General features: G+C 57.1%; 24 protein-coding genes and 1 pseudogene. 12 read left to right on the top strand and 13 right to left on the bottom strand.

Annotated elements, in window-relative coordinates; genetic code table 11:
• The first annotated feature begins 3 nt into the window (after positions 1–3).
• The 5 genes from lptC (at position 4) to J7412_RS00660 (ending at position 3,287) form a co-directional block, all read left to right on the top strand.
• The gene (lptC, locus tag J7412_RS00640; RefSeq protein ID WP_209076077.1) at positions 4–615 is read left to right on the top strand and encodes an LPS export ABC transporter periplasmic protein LptC; all 612 of its coding nucleotides are present in this window, start codon (positions 4–6) and stop codon (positions 613–615) included.
• A gap of 3 nt (positions 616–618) precedes the next feature.
• Positions 619–1,101, top strand: coding sequence for a lipopolysaccharide transport periplasmic protein LptA (gene lptA, locus J7412_RS00645; protein ID WP_209076083.1), 483 nt, complete (start codon positions 619–621; stop codon positions 1,099–1,101).
• 3 nt (positions 1,102–1,104) lie between these two features.
• Complete coding sequence (gene lptB / locus J7412_RS00650; protein WP_209057910.1) at positions 1,105–1,863, top strand: LPS export ABC transporter ATP-binding protein; 759 nt, start codon at positions 1,105–1,107, stop codon at positions 1,861–1,863.
• 347 nt (positions 1,864–2,210) lie between these two features.
• Positions 2,211–2,780 carry a ribosome-associated translation inhibitor RaiA gene (raiA, locus tag J7412_RS00655; RefSeq protein ID WP_209057912.1) on the top strand — a complete coding sequence of 190 codons (570 nt, stop codon included), beginning with the start codon at positions 2,211–2,213 and terminating at the stop codon, positions 2,778–2,780.
• A gap of 42 nt (positions 2,781–2,822) precedes the next feature.
• On the top strand, positions 2,823–3,287 hold the full coding sequence (locus J7412_RS00660) for a PTS sugar transporter subunit IIA (RefSeq protein ID WP_209057914.1): 465 nt from the start codon (positions 2,823–2,825) through the stop codon (positions 3,285–3,287).
• Positions 3,288–3,347: 60 nt separating this feature from the next.
• Here J7412_RS00660 and J7412_RS00665 read toward each other — a convergent pair whose 3' ends face one another.
• From J7412_RS00665 to J7412_RS00695, 7 genes are all read right to left on the bottom strand, one after another.
• A complete protein-coding gene (locus tag J7412_RS00665) occupies positions 3,348–4,772 on the bottom strand; it encodes a sulfotransferase family 2 domain-containing protein (protein WP_209076084.1) in 1,425 nt (474 codons plus the stop codon).
• Positions 4,773–4,778: 6 nt separating this feature from the next.
• Positions 4,779–6,476, bottom strand: a complete 1,698-nt coding sequence (locus J7412_RS00670) for a beta-1,6-N-acetylglucosaminyltransferase (protein ID WP_209076087.1) — start codon at positions 6,474–6,476, stop codon at positions 4,779–4,781.
• Positions 6,473–7,459, bottom strand: a complete 987-nt coding sequence (locus J7412_RS00675) for a glycosyltransferase family 2 protein (RefSeq protein WP_209076089.1) — start codon at positions 7,457–7,459, stop codon at positions 6,473–6,475. The genes J7412_RS00670 and J7412_RS00675 overlap by 4 nt, the downstream gene beginning before the upstream one ends.
• 184 nt (positions 7,460–7,643) lie before the next feature.
• Positions 7,644–8,627: a glycosyltransferase family 2 protein gene (locus J7412_RS00680; RefSeq protein ID WP_247743710.1), complete on the bottom strand. Its 984-nt coding sequence runs from the start codon at positions 8,625–8,627 to the stop codon at positions 7,644–7,646.
• 49 nt (positions 8,628–8,676) lie between these two features.
• Positions 8,677–9,660, bottom strand: a complete 984-nt coding sequence (galE, locus tag J7412_RS00685; RefSeq protein WP_209076093.1) for a UDP-glucose 4-epimerase GalE — start codon at positions 9,658–9,660, stop codon at positions 8,677–8,679.
• Positions 9,661–9,677: 17 nt separating this feature from the next.
• Positions 9,678–10,571, bottom strand: coding sequence for a UTP--glucose-1-phosphate uridylyltransferase GalU (gene galU / locus J7412_RS00690; RefSeq protein WP_209057925.1), 894 nt, complete (start codon positions 10,569–10,571; stop codon positions 9,678–9,680).
• Between the two features lie 198 nt (positions 10,572–10,769).
• On the bottom strand, positions 10,770–11,954 hold the full coding sequence (locus J7412_RS00695) for a polysaccharide biosynthesis/export family protein (RefSeq protein ID WP_209076095.1): 1,185 nt from the start codon (positions 11,952–11,954) through the stop codon (positions 10,770–10,772).
• Between the two features lie 41 nt (positions 11,955–11,995).
• On the opposite strand from J7412_RS00695, the pseudogene J7412_RS00700 reads away from it, so the two are divergent.
• Positions 11,996–12,904 (top strand): annotated as a pseudogene (locus J7412_RS00700) (polysaccharide biosynthesis protein); the annotation flags it as partial.
• A gap of 98 nt (positions 12,905–13,002) precedes the next feature.
• On the opposite strand, the gene J7412_RS00705 reads toward J7412_RS00700, so the two are convergent.
• The 3 genes from J7412_RS00705 to cysQ form a co-directional block, all read right to left on the bottom strand.
• Complete coding sequence (locus J7412_RS00705) at positions 13,003–14,028, bottom strand: SDR family NAD(P)-dependent oxidoreductase (protein ID WP_209076098.1); 1,026 nt, start codon at positions 14,026–14,028, stop codon at positions 13,003–13,005.
• A gap of 77 nt (positions 14,029–14,105) precedes the next feature.
• On the bottom strand, positions 14,106–14,906 hold the full coding sequence (locus J7412_RS00710; RefSeq protein WP_209057933.1) for a manno-octulosonate cytidylyltransferase: 801 nt from the start codon (positions 14,904–14,906) through the stop codon (positions 14,106–14,108).
• Positions 14,906–15,703, bottom strand: a complete 798-nt coding sequence (gene cysQ / locus J7412_RS00715) for a 3'(2'),5'-bisphosphate nucleotidase CysQ (RefSeq protein WP_209076100.1) — start codon at positions 15,701–15,703, stop codon at positions 14,906–14,908. The genes J7412_RS00710 and cysQ overlap by 1 nt, the downstream gene beginning before the upstream one ends.
• A 117-nt stretch (positions 15,704–15,820) precedes the next feature.
• Between cysQ and J7412_RS00720 the strand changes: the two genes are divergently transcribed.
• The 4 genes from J7412_RS00720 to J7412_RS00735 all read left to right on the top strand — a co-directional run bounded on the left by J7412_RS00720 (position 15,821) and on the right by J7412_RS00735 (position 18,868).
• Positions 15,821–16,642 carry an ABC transporter permease gene (locus J7412_RS00720; protein ID WP_209057937.1) on the top strand — a complete coding sequence of 274 codons (822 nt, stop codon included), beginning with the start codon at positions 15,821–15,823 and terminating at the stop codon, positions 16,640–16,642.
• Positions 16,643–16,665: 23 nt separating this feature from the next.
• Complete coding sequence (locus tag J7412_RS00725; RefSeq protein WP_209076102.1) at positions 16,666–17,544, top strand: trypsin-like serine protease; 879 nt, start codon at positions 16,666–16,668, stop codon at positions 17,542–17,544.
• 76 nt (positions 17,545–17,620) lie between these two features.
• The gene (locus J7412_RS00730) at positions 17,621–18,346 is read left to right on the top strand and encodes an SDR family oxidoreductase (RefSeq protein WP_209057939.1); all 726 of its coding nucleotides are present in this window, start codon (positions 17,621–17,623) and stop codon (positions 18,344–18,346) included.
• Positions 18,347–18,460: 114 nt separating this feature from the next.
• Positions 18,461–18,868, top strand: a complete 408-nt coding sequence (locus J7412_RS00735) for a hypothetical protein (RefSeq protein ID WP_209076105.1) — start codon at positions 18,461–18,463, stop codon at positions 18,866–18,868.
• Positions 18,869–18,965: 97 nt separating this feature from the next.
• Here J7412_RS00735 and J7412_RS00740 read toward each other — a convergent pair whose 3' ends face one another.
• On the bottom strand, positions 18,966–19,535 hold the full coding sequence (locus J7412_RS00740) for a peroxidase-related enzyme (RefSeq protein WP_209076107.1): 570 nt from the start codon (positions 19,533–19,535) through the stop codon (positions 18,966–18,968).
• Positions 19,536–19,619: 84 nt separating this feature from the next.
• Positions 19,620–20,216: an alpha-ketoglutarate-dependent dioxygenase AlkB gene (locus tag J7412_RS00745; RefSeq protein ID WP_209076109.1), complete on the bottom strand. Its 597-nt coding sequence runs from the start codon at positions 20,214–20,216 to the stop codon at positions 19,620–19,622.
• A 220-nt stretch (positions 20,217–20,436) separates the two neighbouring features.
• Between J7412_RS00745 and dnaK the strand changes: the two genes are divergently transcribed.
• Positions 20,437–22,359 carry a molecular chaperone DnaK gene (dnaK, locus tag J7412_RS00750; protein WP_209076112.1) on the top strand — a complete coding sequence of 641 codons (1,923 nt, stop codon included), beginning with the start codon at positions 20,437–20,439 and terminating at the stop codon, positions 22,357–22,359.
• An 80-nt stretch (positions 22,360–22,439) separates the two neighbouring features.
• A complete protein-coding gene (gene dnaJ, locus J7412_RS00755) occupies positions 22,440–23,591 on the top strand; it encodes a molecular chaperone DnaJ (protein ID WP_209057950.1) in 1,152 nt (383 codons plus the stop codon).
• A 343-nt stretch (positions 23,592–23,934) separates the two neighbouring features.
• Here dnaJ and J7412_RS00760 read toward each other — a convergent pair whose 3' ends face one another.
• On the bottom strand, positions 23,935–24,453 hold the full coding sequence (locus J7412_RS00760; RefSeq protein WP_209076114.1) for a hypothetical protein: 519 nt from the start codon (positions 24,451–24,453) through the stop codon (positions 23,935–23,937).
• Positions 24,454–24,542: the final 89 nt, after the last annotated feature.

The raw sequence follows: 24,542 nt of genomic DNA on the forward strand, positions 1-24,542 counted from the left end.
AATTTGCGACGGCGCCTGACATATTCCACTCTTGTGGCATGGCTCAAAGTGCTGCTGCCACTTGCGGCACTTGGCCTGTTGTCGACGCTGTTTCTGGTGTCAAAACAGGTTGATCTGGAAGGCGCCATTCCCTTCGCGGATGTCGATCTGGAACAAAGGCTGCGGGATCGTCAGATCACCGCGCCTTATTTCTCAGGCAAAACCGATCATGGCCACGATATCACCGTGACCTCCGAAACCGCCCATCCGGACGCGGAAGACCCCTCGCGCATCATTGCGCAGAATGTCGGCGCGTTGCTGTCGATCGGCGGCGGCACAGAGATCACCGTGACCGCCAAAGAAGGCGAAATGGATGGCCGTTTTCAGGAGCTGTTATTGGATGGCGACGTGGAGATATTGACCTCCACCGGCTACACCATCCAGACAGAGGCCATGACATTTGGTCTCGAAGAAGCCCGCGCCGACACCACCAGTGAGGTGACAGCCGAAAGTGCGCTGGGCGAGCTTCAGGCGGGCCGGATGGCCCTGCGCCCATCGGGCGAAAACAATGAAATATATTTGTTTTTCACAAAAGGTGTGCGACTGGTATACACACCGCAGAAGACAATGAGGTGACCTGTGCTTCTTTACCGCGCGCTTTTGATTGGTGTGCTGGCGCTTATGCCGGCAATCGGTACAGCTCAGGGGCTGCAGCTTGGCTTTGGCCAGAGCCAGCAGGACACCGGCCTGCCGATTGAGGTCACCGCTGAAAGCCTGTCTGTGAACCAATCTGATGGCAGCGCCGTGTTTGAAGGGGATGTGGACATCTCCCAAGGGGACATGCGCATGACCGCGGATAAGGTGAACGTGCATTACCTGCCCGACAACAGCGGCATCGACAAACTGGTGGCACAAGGCAACGTACTGCTGGTGCAGGGGCCGGACGCCGCCGAAGCGGACGAAGCTGTTTATTCCATCGACAGCGGCGACGTGGTGATGACCGGAAACGTGACCGTCAATCAGGCCGCCACAACCATCTCTGCTGACCGTATGGTCCTCAACCTTCAGAACAACACCGCGCGCATGACCGGGCGGGTGAAAACTGTGCTGAAGACGGAATAAGACATGGCCAAACCCACCCTTTCCGTGACCGACGGCGATTCCGGTCTGCGCGTCGAGAGCCTGCGCAAAGCCTATCGCAAGCGCGTGGTGATCCGCGACTTTTCCATGGAGCTTCAGCGCGGTGAGGTTGTTGCGCTGCTTGGCCCCAACGGCTCAGGCAAAACCACCACGTTTTATGCGGTTGCGGGCCTGCTGGTGCCTGAAGGGGGACGTGTGACCATCGACGGGCGCGACGTGACCACCCTGCCGATGTACCGCCGCGCCAAGCTGGGCATCGGCTACCTGCCACAGGAAATGTCGATCTTCCGTGGCCTGTCGGTGGAAGACAACATCACCGCCATTCTCGACATCACCCACAAAGACCGGCTCAAGCGCCGCGAGCGGCTGGAAGAGCTGCTCTCTGAGTTCTCCATCGAGCATTTGCGCCGTGCGCCTGCGCTGGCGCTCTCCGGTGGCGAGCGCCGCCGTGTGGAGATTGCCCGCTGTCTGGCGGCTGACCCCAAGTACCTGCTGCTTGATGAGCCATTCGCCGGTGTTGACCCGATCTCTGTCGGGGATATCCGCCATCTGGTGGCCGACCTCAAAAAGCGCGGCATTGGCGTGTTGATCACCGACCACAATGTGCGCGAAACGCTGGAAATCGTGGACCGCGCCTACATTCTGCATGACGGCAAGGTGCTGATGTCCGGCACACCGGAAGAAGTGGTGGAAAACGAAAACGTGCGCCGCGTCTATCTCGGAGAAAACTTCCGAATTTCCTAGGGTCAACCAGCGCTGATCCTATCGCGCATAAAGCGCGCCGATACCCCTTTATTTCCTGAAGATTTATTGTCCGTCATAACACGGGTGGGGCGAGAAAACGCCCGCCGAAACGGGATCGCGCGCGTTGAAAATACCGCGATTTTGACTTGGATCATTGACTCTCAGCGGTTGGAATACTCAAATGCTGAGTATGACATTTGCTAAAACCCCCGCTGATACCAAAGCGGCCTTTTTACCAAGGCCAGGTCTGAAGCAAGGTTCGCATATGTCGATTACCAGCATTCGGACCTAACTGATAACGGGCGGATAAAGCTCGTGGTCCGACATGTCATCGAAAAGGAGACAGGATGCGCTATCAGATCACCGGAAAACACATCGACGTTGGCAATGCTTTGCAAACTCATGTCCAAAACGAACTTGGCGATGTCTTAGAAAAATACGCCGGCCGACCGACTGACGCGACAATCACTTTTTCAAAACACGCGCATGAATACATGTGTGAAACCACCGTACACCTGTCCACCGGGCTGACCGCTCAGGCCAAGGCACATGCGACAGAAATCTATGCAGCCTTTGATGGTTGTGCCGAAAAAATGGACAAACAGCTGCGCCGCTACAAGCGCCGTCTGAAAGATCACCACAAGGAAAGAGTCGAACCGGTTGAACTTTTGGGGGCTTCCTCGTATATCCTCGCGCCTGAAGCTGAAGAACATGAGGCAGAGCCGGATACGCTACAACCTGTGATCGTTGCCGAGATGGAAACAAAGATCCCATCTTTGAGCGTCGGTGAGGCTGTTATGCAGATGGAACTTGCGGGCTCGCCTGTACTGATCTTCAAGAACGAAGGTAAAGCTGGGTTGAATGTGGTCTATCGCCGGGATGACGGCAACATAGGCTGGATCGACCCGCAGACATAAAGCGAGAGGGCGTTTCGCGCCCGATCCGGAGATACAGGCAAGATGGACCTTTCTACGATCCTCAAGCCAGAGGCGGTACGTGTTGTGACGGCCGCCTCAAGCAAGAAGCGTTTGCTGCAGGAGTTTGGCGATCTCGCTGAATCCGCCTACCAGTTGGACGCACAAACCGTTGTTGAAGCGTTGCAGGAACGTGAAAACCTCGGCCCCACAGGTGTGGGCCATGGGGTGGCGTTGCCGCATGCGCGTTTTGACGGGCTTGAAAGCGTCGCAGGCGCCTTCATCCTTTTGGAAAAGCCTGTTGATTTCAACGCGGTAGATCGTCAGCCAATAGACATCGCATTTGCGTTGTTTGCGCCGGAAGAAGCTGGCGTGGAGCACCTCAAGGCGCTTGCCAAAGTGTCCCGTAAACTGCGGGAAAGTGCGATTTGCGCCAAGCTTCGGGCGAACCCGGATCCGACCACGCTGTTCACGATCCTGACCGAAGGTGACACGGTGCAAGCCGCCTGATTTTCAGGCCGCCTTGCAAACAAAGATCACGCGCCTCAGCTTTCGCTGCAGGCGCGTTTTTTATTGCCAACTGTCAAAGCCAAAGGTGATGTAATCGCGCTTGTAGATATCCCGCACCAGCGTCTCGATTTCATCATCATAGATCGCGCTCAGCGCCACCGGATGGCCCGGATCCACCGGCTCCGGATCAGGGGCATCCATCCGCCCGACCTGCATCGCCAGCGCGGGGAGATAGCTCTCCATCTCGGTCTCGCGCACAATCATATCGGGTAACGCCAGATTGGCGAATCCCTTCATCGCCACCGCCTGACTGACCCAATGGCCATCCTGACGCAAACTGGTCTGCCCCAACAGATTCGCCTTCACAAACCCCAAAAACGCCAACAACGCCTCGCGGTGGGCTTCAGGGCCATAATCCGCTTTGGGTGGATCTTTCGGGATTGGCATCTTGTAGACACGGCGCAGCGTGTTGCGGATCTGTTTGTAGACCCCATCCTCCGCTGCGAGAATACGCTCACAGAAAGCCGCATGCACCCGCTCGACCGGGTGGCGCACCACTGTGAAGCTGCGGTGATGCCGGTGGGCCTTTTTCCACTGGCGGAGAGTCTTCTGACTGAAGTTTTCGATGAGCCCATCGGGCGCCACATGATCCAGCGAGGCCATCCAGCGCGTCACCGCCGCCTGCGGGCCGGAATTGATCGGCAGGTAGAGCAAAGGGGCGACGGCACAGGCCACATAGCTTGGCACAGCCGCCCCGCGCCGCGGCTCAAAATTGGGGGTGCGGTTGAGATTGAAACGGTCCAGCTCTGACAGCGCGCGGGGGATGTCGTCAAAGTTCTCGACCTTCTCCGACAGCGCGGCAGGATTCTGCGGCTTGAGTTTCTTGTTGACCGCCTCAATCGCCCCGTCATGGCCGAGGAAGCGCGCCAGCCCGTTCATCACCTCAACATCCTGCAGATCTTCATAGGCGACATAGAAGGCGGTCTGTCCGCTCACCTGCAGGCCACGCATGATCTGCACCTGAAACGCCTGTAGCTCTTCCACATGGCGTTTGAACTCAGGGCCGTCAAACTGCACCGTGCTGTCTTTGCGACGGCGCACGTCTGTCAGCTTCCACTGGCCGGTGGCCTTGGCGATCTTCCAGCTGACATAGCTGTCCAGCGGGTTGCGGGTCAGCACGATTTTGGCGCAGCGCGGGTCATTCAAAATGGCGTCGAGCACCCGCGGCTCGTGATTGTGGAAATAGCGAAAGCCGGACAGCCCCTGATCCGCTTTGACCGCCTCAATCAACTGCGTCGGATCAGCGGTGCGCGCCTCAAGCGAGACGCCAAGGATGGCATCCTTGTTCGGATATCCGATGAAATGCGGGTTAAAAGCCTCGCCGTGGCACGTCAGCCCATCAAACTCGTTGATGTTGGCCTCCAAAAAGTTGGAGCCTGTGCGCATTTCGGCAAAAACCACAAAATAGTCAAAGCGTTGGTCCATAAGGCCTTATTGCACCAAATAGGGTTTGCGTGGGGGTTTTTTCTGTTCGTTTTCCGCCTGTGTGACCGGGAAATCACCCATCAGGTAAGGGTGCATCCCCTGGTTCTTCAGGTTTTGCAGGAACTGACCAAATCCCGTCAAATCCGTCATCTTCGGCGCTTCGGCCAGACGGCGCGTGGAATCGGTGCCGATCTCATCGATGATGGTCTGCAAGGGCTCCATCGGCGCTTCGATGAACTCCGCCAGCGACCAGATCCGCACCCGTGCTTTGGCGTAGGGGCTGCGCAACGCATGAAGTTGGTCGCTTTCCAGTTTCTGTAGCCGCGCCGCCTCTTTGCGGATGTCAGCAAAATTCATATTCGACTTGAACAAGGGAATCGCCCAGGCGCCGCTGATAACCGAAATCTGCGCGTTTGGGTCTTTGCAGATGAACCAGACCGGCGCGCCTTCATCACGCGGCCCCACCTGGAAACACTGCCGTTCGCCACGGGTGTTCCAAACCAGGTTGGTCAGAAAGGCAATCGGATTGTAATCCCTGAGCTTGGGCGAGTCGCTGAGCGCACCGTTGAGCACCCGCTGCCCACCTTCAAATTCCGCACGCTCCGGCGCGTAGAGATGGCCATGCACGCGTGTGCCGGTGGCGCGTGCCAACCACGGCTCAAAATCCTCAAACAGCTCGGTAAAGCCGTGAAACACCGAATAGCGCCCGAAGGTCATGCCATTTTCCCAACCTTCATTGGGAAACCGGCTCTGCATGTAGAGACCTGAGCGCCCCTTGGTGCGCCGTTCCACCGCTTTGGCAAAAATCCGGTCGATCTTTGCCGGGTTGGGTTCGCTCATCTTGATTGCGCCCTCAGGGCTCCGCAGAAAGCCCCCGTAGATCTTCTCCGCATGGGGCCAGATCTTGCGCGCAACGAAACAGTCAGACCGCCGCAGAAGCTGCAGGTGATCGTCATAGAAGATATGCGGCTTGCCCTGAAAATCGAATTTCGACAGCGTCAGCGAGCGGCTTTCGATATTGCTCGAATACACCCGCGCAAGGGTCTGGAAATAGCTCTCATCCGGGATCCACACCCGTTTGAAGAACTTGTCAAAGACCTCACGGTCGGGATCTTGCAAAATCGCGGAGAGGGTCTGGCGGGTCAGACACCACCACTGGCTGCCCATATGCGGCACGATGCCTTTGGGAATGGTCCGTTTGAAGCGTACAAAGCGCTGAATATCGACCCATTTGTCAAAGAGGTAGCGGCGCTTTTTCCATGAAAAGGGAAAGCGCAGCGTGAAACGCTCATGGTCCAGCCCGCCCACAGTCCAAGGCACATCCGCCGTGGTGGCGCTCTCAATGAAATCCGTGCGCGGGCGCGCCGCTAGATAATCCTTCAGCTCCTGCACGGGCCGCAGCGGCAAGCAGGACCCTGAGGAAAGATAGATATGATGCACATCGGCAAACTGCTCCAGCATCATCTCGGCTGCGGATTGGGAGGCGGCCACGATGCCCCACATGCCCCACTCACAGCTGTGGCGCTTGCAGAACACGATCATCGAGTGATCCGAGCAGGAGGCCACAAAACGGTCGTAGGTTTTACGCGGCACCTTCTTGTCGACATGGATCACCACCGGGCAACCCGCGTTGGCCCAGTGCCGCGCCACCTGTTCGGCGCGGTCCAGTGCGGTGTGCACCAGCATGAGGATGCCGACGCTCACGCCCAGTTGCCTTTTGACATCAGGCCCAAGATCTCAAGCTGGCGCCAGTTGATGTATTTCTCGCTCCACTTGCACCAAAACTCAGGCTGTTCACCAAGCCGATCCGCATAGGCTTTGTATTCGCGCGAACTGGCATAGTGCTGGCTGCGCTCCATCTCTTCTGCCGCTTTTTCGGAGAAGGTGTTCAAAAACTTGGTGTGCAGCAATGCGCCGCTGGCTTTCTCACCGCCCCATTCATCATAGACTTGGTTCAGGCCGCGCGGCAGCAGGCTGTGGGTCGAGCTGACATAGGCATAGCGCCGGTTCCATTTGACCAGCGGTATCTTGTTGAGCGCTGGCGCCGCGCGTGGATTGTCGGCAAAGAACATTCGCGCGCGCGGGCCACCTTGGATCCACAGATTTCCATATTGCGGGTTCTTCTCAAGCGTGTAGTTGCCCGCATCAAACCAGTTTGCGATCTCAAGCGGATCTTGCCCAGCCCGGTAGGTTGTCCGGTCAAGCCGCCCGCGGGGATACACATCCACCAGCATGGCGCCAAAGCTTCGGATTGAGGAGTTATCAAGCCAATCCGTCAGTGCCCTGATCGGGCGGGTGTCGCAGAAGGGATAGATAAAGAATTCATCCGGATCGACCACCAGACACCAGTGCCCATGGGCATAGGTGCGCTGCAGCCCATTCATCCAGTCGATGCCAAATTTGGAGCGGCGATAGCTGTGCTGGGTGTACCAGACCGAGATATCATCCTGCCCGCTCAGATACTCAAGCGTGCCATCGGTGCTGTCATTGTCCACAAACAGGAAATGGTCGACCCCCATCTTGCGGTAGTATTCCAGGAAATACGGCAGCCGGATCAGCTCGTTTCGAAAGGTGCTGACCAGCAGGATGTCATTGGGGCGAATGGCATGCGTGTTGTTCTGAACAGGGCTCAGTTCGCGGGATTTTCGGATCGATCGCAACAGCCGGTGGCGCCGCCGCAACCTCATCTTATAAGAGTCCCAAACGCCCAATTCAGCCTAACCTCTCCCAACAGACGCATCTCTGTGCGCATGTGGGTTATTCCCATGTATGTAAGCTTATGCCACGTTACCATTAATGGAGGCAACGCCTTTAAAAACGGTTACATAGCGGTAAATTTGCTTGGATTCCCGTGGGAAAACGTTTCGACTTTTACCAGCCGCCCGCATTCATCAGACCAAGTGCCTCGAGCTGTTGCCAGTTTTCAAATTTGCGGGACACCTCTGACCATAGATCAGGGGATGCCGCGATTTCATCATAGTAGTGATCAAATTTCGCGGGCGCATGGAAGTGCTGTTTGCGCTGCTTTTCTATTTCCGATTTGGCAACAATCTCGGGCAGAAACTTGGTGTGCAACAGCACTCCGGAAGGGGCATCCCCGCCCGGTCCGTCATAGCCGTGGTTCAACCGTGCAGGCAGCGCGGAATGGCATGAATTCACATAGGCATAGCGGCGCGACCACCGCACCAGCGGGATTTTATTGAGCGTCGGGGAGCGTTGGGGCTTTTCCGCAAAGAAAACACGCTCCCGCATACCGCCCTGCACCCAGAGATTGCCCAGCGGTACCTGTCGCCGTGCGCGATAAGGTCCCGGATCAAACCACTGCAGCACCTCCATCGGGTCCTGACCGGCCTCATAGCGCGCCTCTGAGAGCGGCCCCTTTGGATAGACATCAAGCATATGCGCGCCAAACACACGCTGCCCCTGCCCGTCGAGCCAGCTGGTGAGCGCTTTTAGGTCGCGTGTGTCATGATGGGCATAGATCAGCAGTTCATCCGCATCGACCATCAGACACCAATGATCGTGGGCGTATTTCATCTGCAGCCAGGTCATCCAGTCCAGACCAAACCGTGCCGCACGGTAACTGCGGTCGGTTTTCCACAGCGACACATCGGGTTGCTGCGCCAGATAAGCTTCGCTGCCATCTGTGCTGCCATTGTCGACGATCAGAAACTGGCCAACACCCAGCCGTCGGTAATGCGCCAATGTATAGGGGAGCCGGGTGATCTCATTGCGCAGGGTCATGACCACAAGCACGTCTTCGCGCTTGATGAGGTCGGTGCGATCTGTGACAGATGTCAGCTGATGGCGGCTGCGGAAACTGCGCCACAACAATCCGCGCCGTCGCCACCGCATACGGTAAGCCGCCCACAAATCCGGCTTGGCTGTGGGCTGCACGCTCAGGTTACTTGTCGTAGTGCCCGTTCTGATGCCATCTCCATGCATCGGCGATCATTTGGTCCATTTTGGAACGCTTTGGCGCCCACCCTAGCTCTTTCTCCGCACGTGTCGAGCCTGAAACCAGCTTGGTGCAATCCCCCGGCCGCCGCGGACCTTCGTTGTAAGGCACTTCCCGGTTGGTCATGATGCGGGATTGGTCAATCACCTCGCGCACCGAAAACCCGCTGCCGGTGCCAAGGTTGAAGATCCGGCTGCCCTTGCCGTCCTGCAGCCATTTCAGCCCCAGCACATGGGCATCCACCAGATCGCAGACATGCACATAGTCGCGAATGCAGGTGCCATCTGGTGTGTCATAGTCGGTGCCAAAGATGGTGAGCGCATCCCGCTTGCCGTCAATCGCATCCAGCATCAGGGGGATGAGATGGGTTTCGGGGCGGTGGAACTCCCCCACTTCTGCCTCTGGATCGGCGCCTGCCACGTTGAAGTAGCGGAAAATCACACTTTCCAAACCATGCGCCGCGCCAAAATCGCTGAGCATGTCTTCGATCGCGCGCTTGGAGGCCCCATAGGCATTGATCGGTGCCTGCTGAACCTCTTCGTCCAGAGTGACATTGTCATGATCGCCATAGGTCGCACAGGTTGATGAGAAGACAAACTGCTTCACATCCGCCGCAACACAGGCCTCAATCAGATTTAGGGAGCCATTCACATTGTTGCGCCAGTACTTCCCTGGCTCAGACATGCTTTCGCCCACCTGAGACAGCGCCGCAAAATGCATCACGGCCACAGGTTTATACTTGGCAAACACCTCATCCAGCCGCGCACGATCCAACAGATCGCCCTGCTCCAGAGGCCCGAATTTGACGGCGTCTTCCCAGCCGGTACACAGGTTGTCAAAGGTCACCGGCACAAAGCCAGCCACTGCCAAAGCCTTGCAGGCGTGCGAGCCAATATAGCCCGCCCCGCCTGTGACGATCACATGTTCCAAAAATAGTCTCCCAGGGATTACTCAGCGGCGCGGCGCGATGCGACCAGCTCTTCGAGATAGACCGACAGCTCATCACACAGCTCTTCGCGCGCAAGACCAAAGGCCACGGTCGCTTGCAGGAAGCCCGCCTTGGAGCCGCAATCAAACCGCTGCCCCTGGAAGCGATAGCCATAAACACCAGCGCCTTTGCTGATCTCAGTCGCGATCGCATCGGTCAGCTGAATTTCACCGCCAGCGCCTTCGCCTTGATTGGCGAGATTGGTGAAGATCTCAGGGGTCAGAATATAGCGGCCAATGACCGCCAGATTGGAAGGCGCGGTGCCGGCAGGGGGTTTTTCCACCATGCCTTTCACAGACACCAGCGAGCCCATGTCTTCCTGCACGTCCAGCACACCATAAGCGGATGCTTTGTCGTGTGGCACTTCCATAGCCGCCACCATGCAGCCGCCAGTGTCTTCATAAGCGTCAACCATCTGCTTGAGACAGCCGACCTGACCGGCAATCACGTCATCCGGCAGAATCACTGCAAAAGGCTCATCGGCCACCAGACGGCTGGCACAAGCCACCGCGTGACCAAGACCAAGGGCGCTGTGCTGGCGAATATAGGCGATCTGACCGCTTTCCATATTGGAAGACTCAAGCTGTTTCAGCAGATCGGTTTTGCCCTTTTCGCGCAGAGTCTGCTCCAGCTGGGGCGCATGGTCAAAATAGTCTTCAAGCGCGCTTTTTCCGCGCGAGGTGACAAAGATAAACTCGGTGATCCCGGCTTCACGCGCCTCATCAATTGCATATTGAATGAGCGGGCGATCCACCAAAGTCATGATTTCTTTAGGCACGGATTTTGTTGCCGGCAGAAATCTGGTCCCCATTCCAGCCACCGGAAAAATCGCTTTCGTTACCTTGCGCTGCATATAGAGCTCACTTTCGGTTAAAGTTGTTATCTACCTTCAATCTCAGGCGATCGAAGGCAATCCAAATCAATAAAATATGATTTGGCGATAGCACGAATTGTCCCTGATTTCTACATACCCGGCGCGAAGATTTCCCAAACGTTGGAAGAATACCTCAGTTGCACCTTCAACATTTTGCGGTGATTGAAAAATCATCTGTCAAAAGACACTGGCAATCGCAAAGAGCGACCCGACCAAGGCGATAACCGCTTGCGCAGGTCTGATTGCAGATTCGCTGGCGACCACGATATCGCCGGGCTGGATCTGAAAGGTATTTGCACCAAACAGACTATCGGCCCTTGTCAGATCAAAAGAAAAGACAACGTGCTCGTGGTTGGGGCCACTGTTATCCGGTCTAATATCCTCTGCATCATATTGCCGCAAAACAAACAGACCTTGCGGGTTTGCGCGATCATCATTGAGGCCCCCGAGCATTGTGACCGCTTCCATCGCCGTGATGTCTTCTTGGTTAAAAAACACCTGACGCTCGGTCTCAGTCGCTCCAACTGCGATAAAATATCTTTCATCTTCTTCAACGATGATCTGATCGCCACCACGCACAATCACATTTTTCGCAGGGTCTTTGAGCAAGCTATCTAGTGGGATTTCGTACGACTTCCCCTGACGCTGCAACCTCACCAGTGGGTTTTCAACCTGCTCACTCACCCCGCCGGACTGGGCCAAAACAGACAAGATAGACACGTTTCGGTCTGATAAAGGCAATCTCTGAGGCGCAACCACCCCGGTGACCACATCGACCGAGTTCTGTGGCCCGGGCGTCACCCCGATCTGAACTTGTGCCGAAGGGGCGATAGGCAAGAGCTCTCTCTGTATTTTCTCTCGTGCCTGATAGGGCGTCAGACCAGCAACCGTAATATCATCCACATAAGGGACAAAAATTGTACCGGCCTCATTTACTTCTACAGGCCGTAGCGGCGTGGAGCGTTCTGCGGGCCCTAAAAGCACAGAGTTGGCTGGATTGTCCCAAACCGTAAGCGTCACTAGATCGCCCGTTTGGATAATTCGACTTTTGGGCCCAGGCGAGCGAGCAAACCAATGATAGTGGCCGTGCCATCCAGAACGGGGCCATTCCGCGATATTCTTGGCGCTTATGCGGTCTACGGCGGTGACTTGAATGTTGTCCGGTGTACGGTTCTCACCCACAACTTCTGAGGCGATAGGGCCGCCACGCGGCAAGGAGCAGGCAGACACAACAAAAAGAGTAGCTAACAAAATAAGCTTACCGCCATTGATCCGCATGCCGAGCCCCAACTCCAAATTCTTGTCTTCCTTTTGAAGTGTTCGCTGCCGGGTCACAATAGCTTGTTCTAATTTGTTACGCACCGTGTGCCCATTAACACAACGCATCAGACCTACCAGACACCAAATTCACAGCTGTGCTTGGATCCATCGGGCATGCCGAGTTGATCGCGGAAACGATTGCCGCCCATAAAATCGATGTGGTCTTTCACGCTGCCGCCTACAAACATGTGGGCCTTGTGCAAGACAATGCTTTTGAGGGTGTGCGCAACAATGTGATTGGCACCCGCATTGTGGCAGAAGAAGCCCTGCGGGCCGGGGTTAAGCGTTTTATTCTGGTCTCTACCGACAAAGCTGTGCGCCCGACATCCATTATGGGTAGCTCCAAGCGGCTTGCGGAACTGGTCATTCAGGATCTGGCCACACGTTCGCAGACCACAAAATTCTCCATGGTCCGCTTTGGCAATGTGCTTGGCTCTTCCGGCTCGGTGATTCTGCTGTTCCAACAGCAAATCCGCGAATTGGGCCCGGTGACCGTCACTCACCCCAATGTCACGCGCTTTTTCATGACGATTGACGAAGCGGTTCGCCTGGTTCTGCTTGCAGGAACCTTCTCACGCGGCGGCGATGTTTTTGTGCTCGACATGGGCACACCGGTCTCAATCTATGAGATGGCCCGTAAGATGATCGAGGCCGCAGGCCATACAGTGCGTGATGAGATGGACCCGAACGGCGACATCCCGATTGTCTTCACCGGATTGAAGGACGGCGAAAAAATGCATGAGGAGCTGCTGATCGGCAGTGACATGCTCACCACGCCGCATCCGAAAATCCTGCGCGCGCAGGAAAATCTTATGTCCGAACTTGAAGTGGCGCTCGCCCTTCAAGATCTGCGCCGTGCCATTGATGAACGCGATCACACGTTGCTCGCGGCAACCCTGACACGCTGCATCGCAGCAGATCAGACCCAGACAGAAGTGGCGACAACCAGCCATGAGGCAAACGCCCCGACACTCACGCTTGTGGGTGAGTGAAACTACTCAGCCGGTTGATAAATCGGCTGAGACTCCAAGATTTCGAGCCAATCAAACGGACCCTGACTGCTTTACGCGATAAAAGCGCCATCTCCCTATCAAGCGCCGTAAAACTCGCGGTACCAGGCGACGAATTTGGCGACACCCTCCTCAACGGGCGTCGCGGGAATTGTCCCGGTCAACTGCTCCAGAAGCTGGGCTTCCGCCCAGGTTGCAGGGACATCGCCGGGCTGCATGTCCATGAAGTTTTTCTTGGCCTCTTTGCCAAGCGCCGCCTCGATGGCCTCAACAAATTTCATCAGCTGCACCGGTTGACCGTTGCCGATGTTGACCACACGCCAGGGGGCCACCGGGCTCAGGCTGTCGCCCGTCAGTGCCGCTTCGCGCTGAGCCACCTGCAAGGGAGCCGCCTCAATCAGCTGCACAATGCCAGTCACCAGATCGTCGATATAGGTGAAATCGCGGCGCATATCGCCGTGATTGTAGATGTCGATCGGCGCGCCTTCCAAAATCGCCTTGGTGAATTTGAAGAGCGCCATATCCGGACGCCCCCATGGGCCATAGACCGTGAAGAAGCGGAACATGGTGGTCGGCAGATGGTAGAGATGGGCATAAGAATGCGCCATCGCCTCATTGGCCTTTTTTGTCGCCGCATAAAAAGACATCTGGTGATCGGCTTTATGCGTCTCGGCATAGGGCATTTCCGTATTGGCCCCATAAGCCGAACTGGTCGACGCCAGCAGCATATGCGCTGGCGGAAAGGTGCGCGCGGCCTCCAGCAGTTCAAACGTACCAACCAGATTGGCCTCCACATAAGAGCGCGGCGCATCAATGGAGTAGCGCACCCCTGCCTGCGCGGCGAGATGGATCACCGCATCCGGCTTGTGCTCTTCAAACAGGCGCATCAGGGTGCCTGAGGCTTCCAGGCGTTCTTCCACCGCCTGAAATCCTTGGTGCTGCTTCAAGATTTGATGGCGGCGCTCTTTCAGAGTCACATCATAGTAATCCGTCATGGCGTCCAGACCGACGACGGCCCAGCCTTCCTGCAACAACCTTTGAGCGGTGTGAAATCCGATAAATCCGGCGGAGCCCGTCACCAGGGCCGTGCGCTGCGTTTGCGTCATAATTCCGGTCTTCTCCCCTTGAAATCGGTGGCTTTCTACCGCCGCAAATTACTCAAATACAATAATAAATTACAGACTTAGGCAGTCCCCATCTCGGCCATCATGGCTTCGATCCGCGGCACATCCTCAGGATTGTTCAGCTCCCAGAACTGGCGTCCACGTGCCTCAACTTCTACACAAAGCACCTGCCGCCCGTGCTCCATGAAGCGCAGCTGTTCCAGCCCTTCAAGTTGCTCCAAAGGCCCGGAAGACCAGCGTGGATAGGCACCCAGCGCGGAGGGGCGATAGGCGTAAACGCCCACATGGTGAAACACGGGTGTCTCATCTTCATCAGCGTAGGTTTCGCTGGTGAAGGGCACCACTTCCTTGGAGAAATAGAGCGCATGGCGGTCGGTGGTGAAGACCGCCGTGGTGCCCCCAACACGCCCCGCCTTGCGGTCTTCCAGAAAACCGTTGAGCGCGCGGCCATCGCAGCGCAGCACTGGTGTCGCCACTTCCGCCATCGGGTCATTGCGCAGACCAGCCACCAGATCTTCGATGAACCAGGCAGGTGTCAGCGGCGCATCCCCCTGCAGGTTCACCACGATCTCATAGCCACCGCCCAGCGCATCAAAGGCTTCCGCACAGCGCTCCGTGCCATTGGCGCAGGTTTCAGAGGTCATCACCACTTCTGCGCCAAAGGCTTCGCTCGCCTCTTTGATCCGATCGTCATCCGTTGCCACAACCACGCGGTCGACACCATTGACCTCACAGGCCGCTTCCCAGCTGCGCTGGATGAGGCTCTTGCTCACCCCGGTGGCACCTTTCAGCTCTGCCAGAGGTTTGCCGGGGTAACGCGAAGAGGCGTAGCGTGCGGGAATGACGATCAGAACAGACATCAGGCTTCTTTCAGTTCCACTTTGGGCGCGTAGGCGATGAAAAACGGATTGGCGAAGTCTTCTTTGCCATAGGCCAGCGGGCTGTGATCATCAAAACGGACCACCTGACCACCTGCACCAAGCAACACAGCGTGACCTGCGGCGGTGTCCCACTCCATGGTGCGGCCCACACGCGGATAGATATCCGCTTCGCCGGTCGCCACCAGGCAGAACTTCAGAGAGCTGCCCGCGCTCTTCATATCTTTGACGCTGTATTTGTTGATGTAGTCATCAGTCGCCTGATCCCGGTGGGATTTGGAGGCCACAACAAACAGCGCGTCATTGTCGCTGTCTGCCACGTTGATCGGGGTGATGGTGCCCACTTTCTTGGGGTCAAACATGCCGGTTTCCTCAACCGCCCGCCCGTCCGCCTGGGTGAAGAACATGCGGTTGCGCGCCGGGGCATAGACCACACCGCGCTGTGGCACACCGTTCTCCACATAGGCGATGTTCACGGTGAAATCGCCACGGCGATGGATGAATTCCTTGGTGCCGTCCAGCGGGTCAACAATCAGGAAGGTATCGCCTTTGGCTTTGTGGCTGTCGGCCTGCTCCTCAGTCACCAACATCACATCAGGAAACGCCGCCCGCAGCCCTGCAGAGATCAGCGCATCCGCCGCCTCATCAGCCGCCGTCACCGGGCTGTCATCGCTTTTCACCTTCACGTCAAAATCAGCCGCCTCGTAGATCTCCATGATCTTTGCACCGGCTTCGATAGCCAGCTCACGCATGACGGGAATGAGGATGTCATAATCCAAGGTTTCTCTCCTGAAGGACATTTGTTGTCTAATTGGGTCCGGCCCCTTATGCTCCCTGCGTAAGGGAACAGCAAGAATTCCATCCTATTCTTTGGGCACACAAAAGCGGCAGAGGCAATGTTTCAGCAAAGCGCCCCCAAAACGACGCTCGCTTCGGCACTTAACCTGTCTGAGCTGGTGTACCACTCGATTGTGCGCAGCGTGCGAAAGACGCACGGCAATGCGCTCATGTCGCTGATCATGAACATGCTGCAGACCATCATGTTTGTGATGGTGTTTTATGTGATGTTCTCGGTACTCGGGATGCGGGGGGCTGCGCTGCGCGGGGACTTCCTCATTTACATCATGTCCGGCGTGTTCCTCTTTATGACCCACACAAAGACCATGGGCGCCGTGGTGGGATCGGAGGGACCATCCTCGCCGATGATGAAACATGCGCCGATGAACACCATCATCGCCATTCTGTCCGCCGCCTTGGGCACGCTCTACATTCAGGTGTTGTCGCTTATGACGATTCTGTTTGTCTATCACGTGGCCTTCACGCCGTTTGAGATTCATCAGCCCGTGCCTGCCTTTGGCATGTTGCTCATTGCCTGGTTCACCGGGCTTGCAATTGGCACGGTCTTTCTGGCGCTCAAGCCGTGGTTTCCCACCTTTGTCAGCATCGCGAACACCATATTTGCGCGCGCCAATATGATTGCGTCCGGCAAGATGTTTGTGGCCAACACGCTGCCACCCTTCATGCTTGCGATGTTTGACTGGAACCCGCTGTTTCACTGCATCGATCAGGCGCGCGGGTTTGCCTTCATCAACTATGTGCCGCGCAATTCCTCTGTCACCTATCCGCTCATTGTTGGCGTCGTGCTGCTGATGATTGGTCTGATGGGCGAATTTTACACCCGCAAACATGCCTCCGTCAGCTGGAGCGCACGGCGCTGAGGTGAGGCAGAGGGGGCCTGCGGATGATGAAACCATTCTCCCGCAGCTGCGCCTTTCTGATTGCTCTGCTCTGCGCCCTCTCTTTTGCGCAGGCCCAAACCACCACCGCGCCGGATGCGGGCCAACCTGATGCCGGGCCGCTGGGGGATGACCTCTATGTTCTGCAGCTTGATGCCCTCTGCGGCGCGGGCAAGCAGCTGTCTCAGGGCTGTCAGGCCATTCGCGACCGTCAGATATTGGACGCCTCCGTCGCCCCGTGGCGCGCCATCGGTCGGGTCAATTTTGCCAGCACCTCTCAGCGCCAGCATTGCACCGGCGCGCTGGTGTCTGAACAGATCGTGCTGACCGCCTCCCATTGTCTTTACAACTTTGCCCGCAAAACCTGGATCCCTCCGCAAAGCATCCGCTTTGTCGCGGGCTATCAGCGCAGCACAGCCGTGGCGGTGTCTCAGGTCGCCCGCTACGTGCTGCATGAGGTGCAAGATCCGCACAGTCGCAACTTCAAGGGGGACTTTCCCCGCGACTGGGCCCTGCTGATTCTGAAAGACCCGATAGGACGTGAAACAGGTTTTCTGGAGACGGTCGATGTAGGCTCTGTTTCAGCCCAAAACGCAGATTTTGCCCTCGCCGGATATCCCGCCCTGCGGCCTCACGTACTGTCTCTGGCGCAGGACTGTGGCGCGCCGGGGTTCAGCACCGACCGGCGGCTGATGTTTCAACGCTGCGCCACCATGCACGGGGATTCCGGCGCCCCTGCGCTTGCCCTGATTGAAGGCGTCCCAAAGGTGGTTGGCATCGTGACCGGCGCGGTCTCAAAGCAATCGGAATTCCTGAGCGTCGCGATCCCTCTCAAGAGCTTTGCCGCCGCACTGGAACTAGAGCGCAACTGGGAAGGCCAATAAGCGCTCTCACCGGTTGTAATTCCCCCGCGACAGGATCAAGTTACCCCCAAGCAACCACCATCGCGGATGACCTTCCATGCAGAAAACGCTCCTTCTCACTGGCGCCAGCCGCGGCATCGGGCACGCCACTGTCAAGCGCTTCTCAGAGGAAGGCTGGCGTGTGCTGACCTGTTCCCGCCAGCCCTTTGATCCGCGCTGCCCCTGGCCTGATGGTGAGAAAAACCACATCCAGCTCAACCTCTCTGACCCTGCAGACACCATCAACGCGGTTGAGCTGATCCGCGAGCGGCTTGATGGGCCGCTGCACGGGCTGGCCAACAACGCAGGCATTTCCCCCAAAGGCCCCAACGGCGAGCGGCTGAACACCTTCACCACCGATCTGATGGACTGGGGCAAGGTCTTTCACGTGAATTTCTTTGCCTCCGTGATCCTTGCGCGCGGTTTACGCGAGGAGTTGGCCGAGGCAAAAGGCTCCATCGTGAATGTCTCCTCCATCGCGGGCTCACGGGTGCATCCCTTTGCGGGCGCGGCCTATGCCACCTCCAAAGCGGCCCTGGCGGCGCTGACCCGCGAAATGGCGCATGATTTCGGCCCGCTGGGCGTGCGCGTCAACGCCATCGCGCCGGGCGAAGTGGAAACCTCGATCCTGTCCCCAGGCACCGAAAAGATCGTCGAAGCCCTGCCCATGGAGCGCCTGGGCCAGCCCCGCGAGGTGGCCGATGTGATCTATTGGCTGTGCTCGGATCAATCGAGCTATGTGACGGGCACCGAGATCGAGATCAACGGCGGCCAGCACGTGTGAATGCCACCTAAATAGCCAAGCAGAACAGCCCGTTTCGGCGGATATAAGCAGAGCACGAAAGTCCGACCTTTTACCCGCTCGACTCATCCCTAGGGCTGTGCCTAAGCTGAAAGCATGGATGAGGCGTTCAAAGATTTTTTGAAAGACATTTCCGTATCATTCCTTCAGGGAAATCTGCCACTTTGGCGGTCCCGGCTGATCTTGCCCTTAACGATCACAACCAAAACAGAGCACACCATCCTGAGAACCGAAGAGGAAGTGGCTGAAAATTTCGGGATGTACCTGAAAGTAAGAGACGCCCTGTGTGTGGAAGTCGCCGACCGCATCCCGGTCATGCTGGAACATTCCCCGGACGGCACATGGGTTGGTACATTTCAAACGCGGTTGCTGCGCAATGAAGCGCTTATTGAAGAGCCTTATACGTCGACAGCGATCATGCAGATTGTCGAGGATCGCTTTCGCATGACCACTTACGTGAATGCACGCGGGCATTATCAATGGACAGAGCGCGCGGACGCCTGATCCCATTCATGGCTTGCGCAGGCAGCCATGACCGCACAGCGGTCACTACAACCGCCTTAGCTTTTTAGAAGGGCTCTCCAATCAGTCGGCTGGAAACTCATTCAGACAATCCGTTTGCCGCACCAAAATCCGAATAGCAGCTTCGGCTCCGCAGAGGTGCCAAAAGCGTCTCTCCGACGTGTTTTGGGTCAAGATAATAGCTTGTGATCCCCGTGCCCTCCAAAACCCTGTTCATCATGTTGAACAATCCGCACACCTGAATGGCGTCAAACAGCGCTGCCTCCGACCAGCCCGCCTCATAGACCGCCTTTGCGTCAGCCTCCGTGATCCGACTCGGGGCAAGTGTGAGCCCTTTGCAGAATGCCAGTATTGGCTTAAGCGCCTCATCAATTGGCGCCGTCTCCAAATCGTGCATCATGGCCTCAATCGCATCAACGCTCACGCCAAATGCCTTTGCATGGACCATATGCGCCCCATGGCAAAACGCGCAGGCATTCAAGCCAGACACATACGCGGCAATCGTTTCTCGTTCCGCAATAGAGAGACTGCTGTCTCCGCGCATCACCCGGTTTTGGTATTCGGCCAAAGGTGCCAGCTTGGAGGGAAAGGCCTGATACACAGTGCCAAGCGTGGCATCATCAGGCAAAGATGGAAAAAGCCGTTTCATCGCAAAACCTCCCAAAACACAACGTAACAAGGTCTTCAGTGTAGCATCGACAAACCCGCCGCCAAAGGAGATCACCCGTTCAGCTCACCCCTCAACAACCCGCAGGGTCACGTTGATCCGCCCTCCATCCGGCAAAAGCGATGAGCTGCCAAAGCGGATGCGGTCTACGCCGTGATAGGCCAGCCTGGCTGCGCCGCCCATCACCACCACATCCCCGGAGGTCAGCCAGACCGATTGTGTCTTGCCGCCCCGTTCCGTGCCGCCCATGCGGAAAAGCCCGTCGTCCCCCAGCGAGATCGACAGCACCGGATAAGAAAAATCTACCTCGTCCTTGTCTTGATGCAGCCCCATGCGTGCGCCTTCGCCGTAGTAGTTGATCAGGCAGCAATCCGGCTGGCGGGTCAGCCCCGTGATGTCTTTCCAGAGGGTCAGAATGCGGTCGGGAATCGGCGGCCAATCCATGCCGTCCGGGTGCTGCGGCTCATAGCGGTATCCGCGCCGGTCGCTGATCCAGCCCACCCGTCCCGCGCTGGTCATTCTCACGCTCATCGGCTTGCCCCAGCGAGTCACCGGAGATCGCATCGGAGCGGCCTGCGCGACGCTGCGTAAATCGTTAACCAAATCTAACTGATCCGCGCTGTTCAGATAGCTCTTCAACAGCTCAAAACCGCCAATTTTCATGGCTTGTTCCAATTTCTCCGCCCCCACGGCAAAAAACCTCTGCAAAATGTAGCCAAAGGATCACAATCGCCCAATGGAGACGCTTGCAGGCTTTTTTCTTGCTCCCTATATACGCTGCGAAGCGCATTTTGGCTCAGTTGCCAAATGCACAATGGATCGGGGCATGGATGCCACAAAGGGTCCGGCCTTGAAATATCGCCTGAAGTAGAAGGGATCAAAAATGAGCAAAGTGATTGGTATCGATCTCGGTACAACCAACTCCTGTGTCGCCATCATGGATGGCTCCCAGCCAAAAGTAATTGAGAACGCAGAAGGCGCGCGCACCACGCCGTCTATCGTTGCGCTCACCGATGACGAGCGCCTTGTGGGCCAGCCGGCAAAACGCCAGGCCGTCACCAACCCGGAAAACACCATCTTTGGTGTGAAGCGTCTGATCGGTCGTCGTAAGGATGACGCAGCGCTGTCCAAAGACCTCAAAAACATGCCATTCTCCGTGATCAACGGCGGCAATGGCGACGCTTGGGTCGAAGCCAAGGGTGACAAATACTCCCCATCCCAGATTTCCGCTTTCATCCTCGGCAAGATGAAAGAGACCGCCGAATCTTATCTCGGCGAAGACGTGACACAGGCTGTGATCACGGTTCCTGCCTACTTCAACGACGCTCAGCGTCAGGCCACCAAAGACGCCGGTAAGATCGCGGGCCTCGAAGTGCTGCGTATCATCAACGAACCAACCGCGGCCGCGCTGGCCTACGGTCTGGACAAAGAAGACACGCAAACCATCGCCGTTTATGACCTCGGCGGCGGTACCTTCGACGTGACCATCCTGGAAATCGACGACGGTCTGTTTGAAGTGAAATCCACCAACGGTGACACCTTCCTCGGTGGTGAAGACTTCGACATGCGCATCGTGAACTACCTCGCGGATGAGTTCAAAAAAGAGCACAACGTCGACCTGACCAAAGACAAGATGGCGCTGCAGCGTCTGAAAGAAGCCGCAGAGAAAGCCAAGATCGAGCTGTCCTCGGCCAACCAGACCGAAATCAACCAGCCGTTCATCTCCATGGACCCGACCAGCGGCACCCCGCTGCACATGGTCATCAAACTGACCCGTGCAAAGCTGGAAAGCCTGGTGAACGACCTGATCAAGGCCTCCATGAAGCCTTGTACCGCCGCTCTGAAAGACGCAGGCCTGTCCGCAAACGAGATCGACGAAGTGGTTCTCGTGGGTGGTATGACCCGTATGCCAAAAGTCATCGCAGAGGTGACCAAGTTCTTCGGCAAGGAGCCGCACAAAGGTGTGAACCCTGACGAAGTTGTGGCCATGGGTGCCGCCATTCAGGCCGGTGTTCTGCAGGGCGACGTGAAGGACGTTGTTCTTCTGGACGTGACCCCGCTGTCTCTGGGCATCGAGACCCTCGGTGGCGTGTTCACCCGTCTGATCGACCGCAACACCACCATCCCAACCAAGAAGTCTCAGATCTTCTCCACAGCCGAAGACAACCAGAACGCTGTGACGATCCGCGTCTTCCAGGGTGAGCGTGAGATGGCAGCGGACAACAAGATCCTCGGCCAGTTCAACCTCGAAGATATCCCACCGGCGCCACGCGGCATGCCACAGATCGAAGTGACCTTCGACATCGACGCCAACGGCATCGTGTCTGTGGGCGCGTCCGACAAAGGCACCGGCAAAGAGCAGAAGATCACCATCCAAGCTTCCGGTGGTCTGTCTGATGCGGACATCGAGAAGATGGTTCAGGACGCCGAAGAGAACGCTGAGGCCGACAAAGAGCGCCGCGAGCTGATCGAAGCGCGCAACCAGGCGGAAAGCCTCGTGCACGACACCGAGAAGCAGGTGGCAGAGCATGGCGACAAAGTGGACCCATCCACTGTGGAAGCCATCGAGCTGGCCGTGGCCGCGCTGAAAGACGATCTGGAGAAAGACGACATCACCGCTGAGAAGCTGAAGTCCGGCATCCAGAACGTGATGGAAGTGGCGATGCGTCTGGGCGAAGCGATCTACAAAGCCAGCCAGGACGATGCAGGCGCTGCTGACATGCCTGACATGGACGACGCTGGTCCGGCTGCTGACGATGACATCGTTGACGCCGACTTCGAAGATCTGGACGACAACAAGCGCTGATCCCAGCGCTCCCGGACATGAAAATCGGGCCGGTCCGATCTCCGGACTGGCCCTTTTCATTCCGACCAAAGGAGTAACCCATGGCAAAACGTGACTTCTACGAGGTGCTTGGCGTCAGCAAAGGGGCTTCGGCGGACGAAATCAAAAAAGCCTACCGTAGGAAAGCCAAAGAGCTGCACCCGGACCGCAACAAGGACAATCCTGAAGCGGAAGGACAGTTCAAAGAGGCCAACGAAGCCTACGAAATCCTCAAAGACGCAGAGAAGAAAGCCGCTTATGACCGCTTTGGTCACGCTGCCTTTGAAGGTGGCATGGGTGGTGGCGGAGGTCGTGGCGGCCATCCGGGCCAGGGTGATTTTGCCTCAGCCTTCTCTGATGTGTTTGACGACCTCTTTGGCGACTTCATGGGCGGCGGCGGCCGTGGTGGCGGCGGGCGTCAGCGCGCCTCCCGTGGTGCCGACCTGCGCTACAACCTGCGTGTGACCCTTGAGGAAGCCTACTCCGGCCTTCAGAAAACCATCAACGTCCCGGCCTCCGTGTCCTGTGAGAAATGCTCAGGCTCCGGTGCTGAGGGCGGTGCTGAGCCGACCACCTGCCCGACCTGCTCCGGCATGGGCAAAGTGCGCGCGCAGCAGGGCTTTTTCACTGTGGAACGCACCTGTCCGACCTGTTCGGGCCTCGGTCAGATCATCAAAAATCCCTGTAAGGGCTGCCACGGTCAGGGCCGCGTCGAGAAAGACCGCGCGCTGTCTGTGAACATCCCCGCAGGTGTGGAAACCGGCACCCGGATCCGCCTCGCTGGCGAAGGCGAAGCCGGCATGCGCGGAGGCCCTGCTGGCGACCTCTACATCTTCATCGAGGTGGCGCAGCACAAGATCTTTGAGCGTGACGGTGTGAACCTTTACTGCCGCGTCCCGGTCTCCATGTCCGCCGCCGCTCTTGGCGGAGACATCGAGGTGCCAACCATCGACGGCGGCCGCTCGCGTGTGAAGATCCCATCCGGCTCGCAATCGGGTCGCCAGATGCGCCTGCGCGCCAAAGGCATGCCCGCCCTGCGCGGCGGCGGCACCGGAGACATGATGATCGAACTGGCGGTGGAAACCCCGGTGAACCTCACCAGCCGCCAGAAAGAGCTTCTGCGCGAATTCGAAGAGCTGTCGGAGGAAAACAACCCCGAAAGCAGCAGTTTCTTCAGCTCCGTGAAGAGCTTCTGGGATTCGATGAAGGGGTGAGCGGCGAATGAGAATTGCTCCAATGGAGCAATTCCGCCGCGAACGGGCGGAGCCCAAGGGCTGCCAAATTATCAAACATAAGAAAGCTCCCGAGGGTCTCTTCGGGGGCTTTTTTGTTGCTGAAAGAGGCCAATGGCGGCTCACGCGACAGTGTATTGAGCACCCGACAAATTTACAGCGGCTGTATCCGGTCACCTAGACCAGCCCGCGACCCTGGGTGGGGGTGAAGCCCCCTCCCTTGGGGAGGGTCGGGGCTGGTCAGCTTCGCCTCCTGCGTGAAGGTGGACACCACACGAGCTAGACTTTGCGAGAGGTACTCTTGATGTGACGTGACCTGCCGATTCTATCGGTTCTCGAATTGGCGAAGCAAACTAGAAACAACCGCAAATTCAGAATCCTCAAAACCGGGTTGATCAACACAGTTTTCCAGCTCTTTTAGGATGAAATAGTCACTGGCCGTGGTGATCTTCCCTCTCTTGAGAACCTTTCTTATCGTCTTGCTGACCAGTCCCGCTTCAGATTGGAACTCAAAGCCAGCCTCATTTCGAAAATCCTCTAGGAACTGACGGATATCGGACGAAAGGTCCTCACCGCCCGCATACATCCTATAGCACAGGTCAAGATACGTGTGAGAATACCACTGCTGTACGACTTGAAGGATATGACTGTACTGCCCTGCTGCAGCGTCAAAATCCCTAATGAAAGAAGCACTGGGTAAAACGATTTCATTCAGATCTTCTTGCTGAACATGTCCGCGCGCACGTTTGATCCCCGAAATCCTCCAGGCGCGATAGAATTCCAACCCCTTTAGCAACCGAAGAAGTTCGCGTCTGGCTGCATCTCTCTTTGTGTCCTGAGGCACGCTTTCTCCCATGGCTCAGCCAATCTTCAACTACTCCGCAGCACTAAAACGATCCGGTTCGAGGCTGCTGTTCCAAAAAATTTCAGAAC

The sequence above is a fragment of the Shimia sp. R9_3 genome (assembly GCF_017743755.1).
In the GTDB taxonomy this organism is placed as follows: domain Bacteria; phylum Pseudomonadota; class Alphaproteobacteria; order Rhodobacterales; family Rhodobacteraceae; genus Shimia.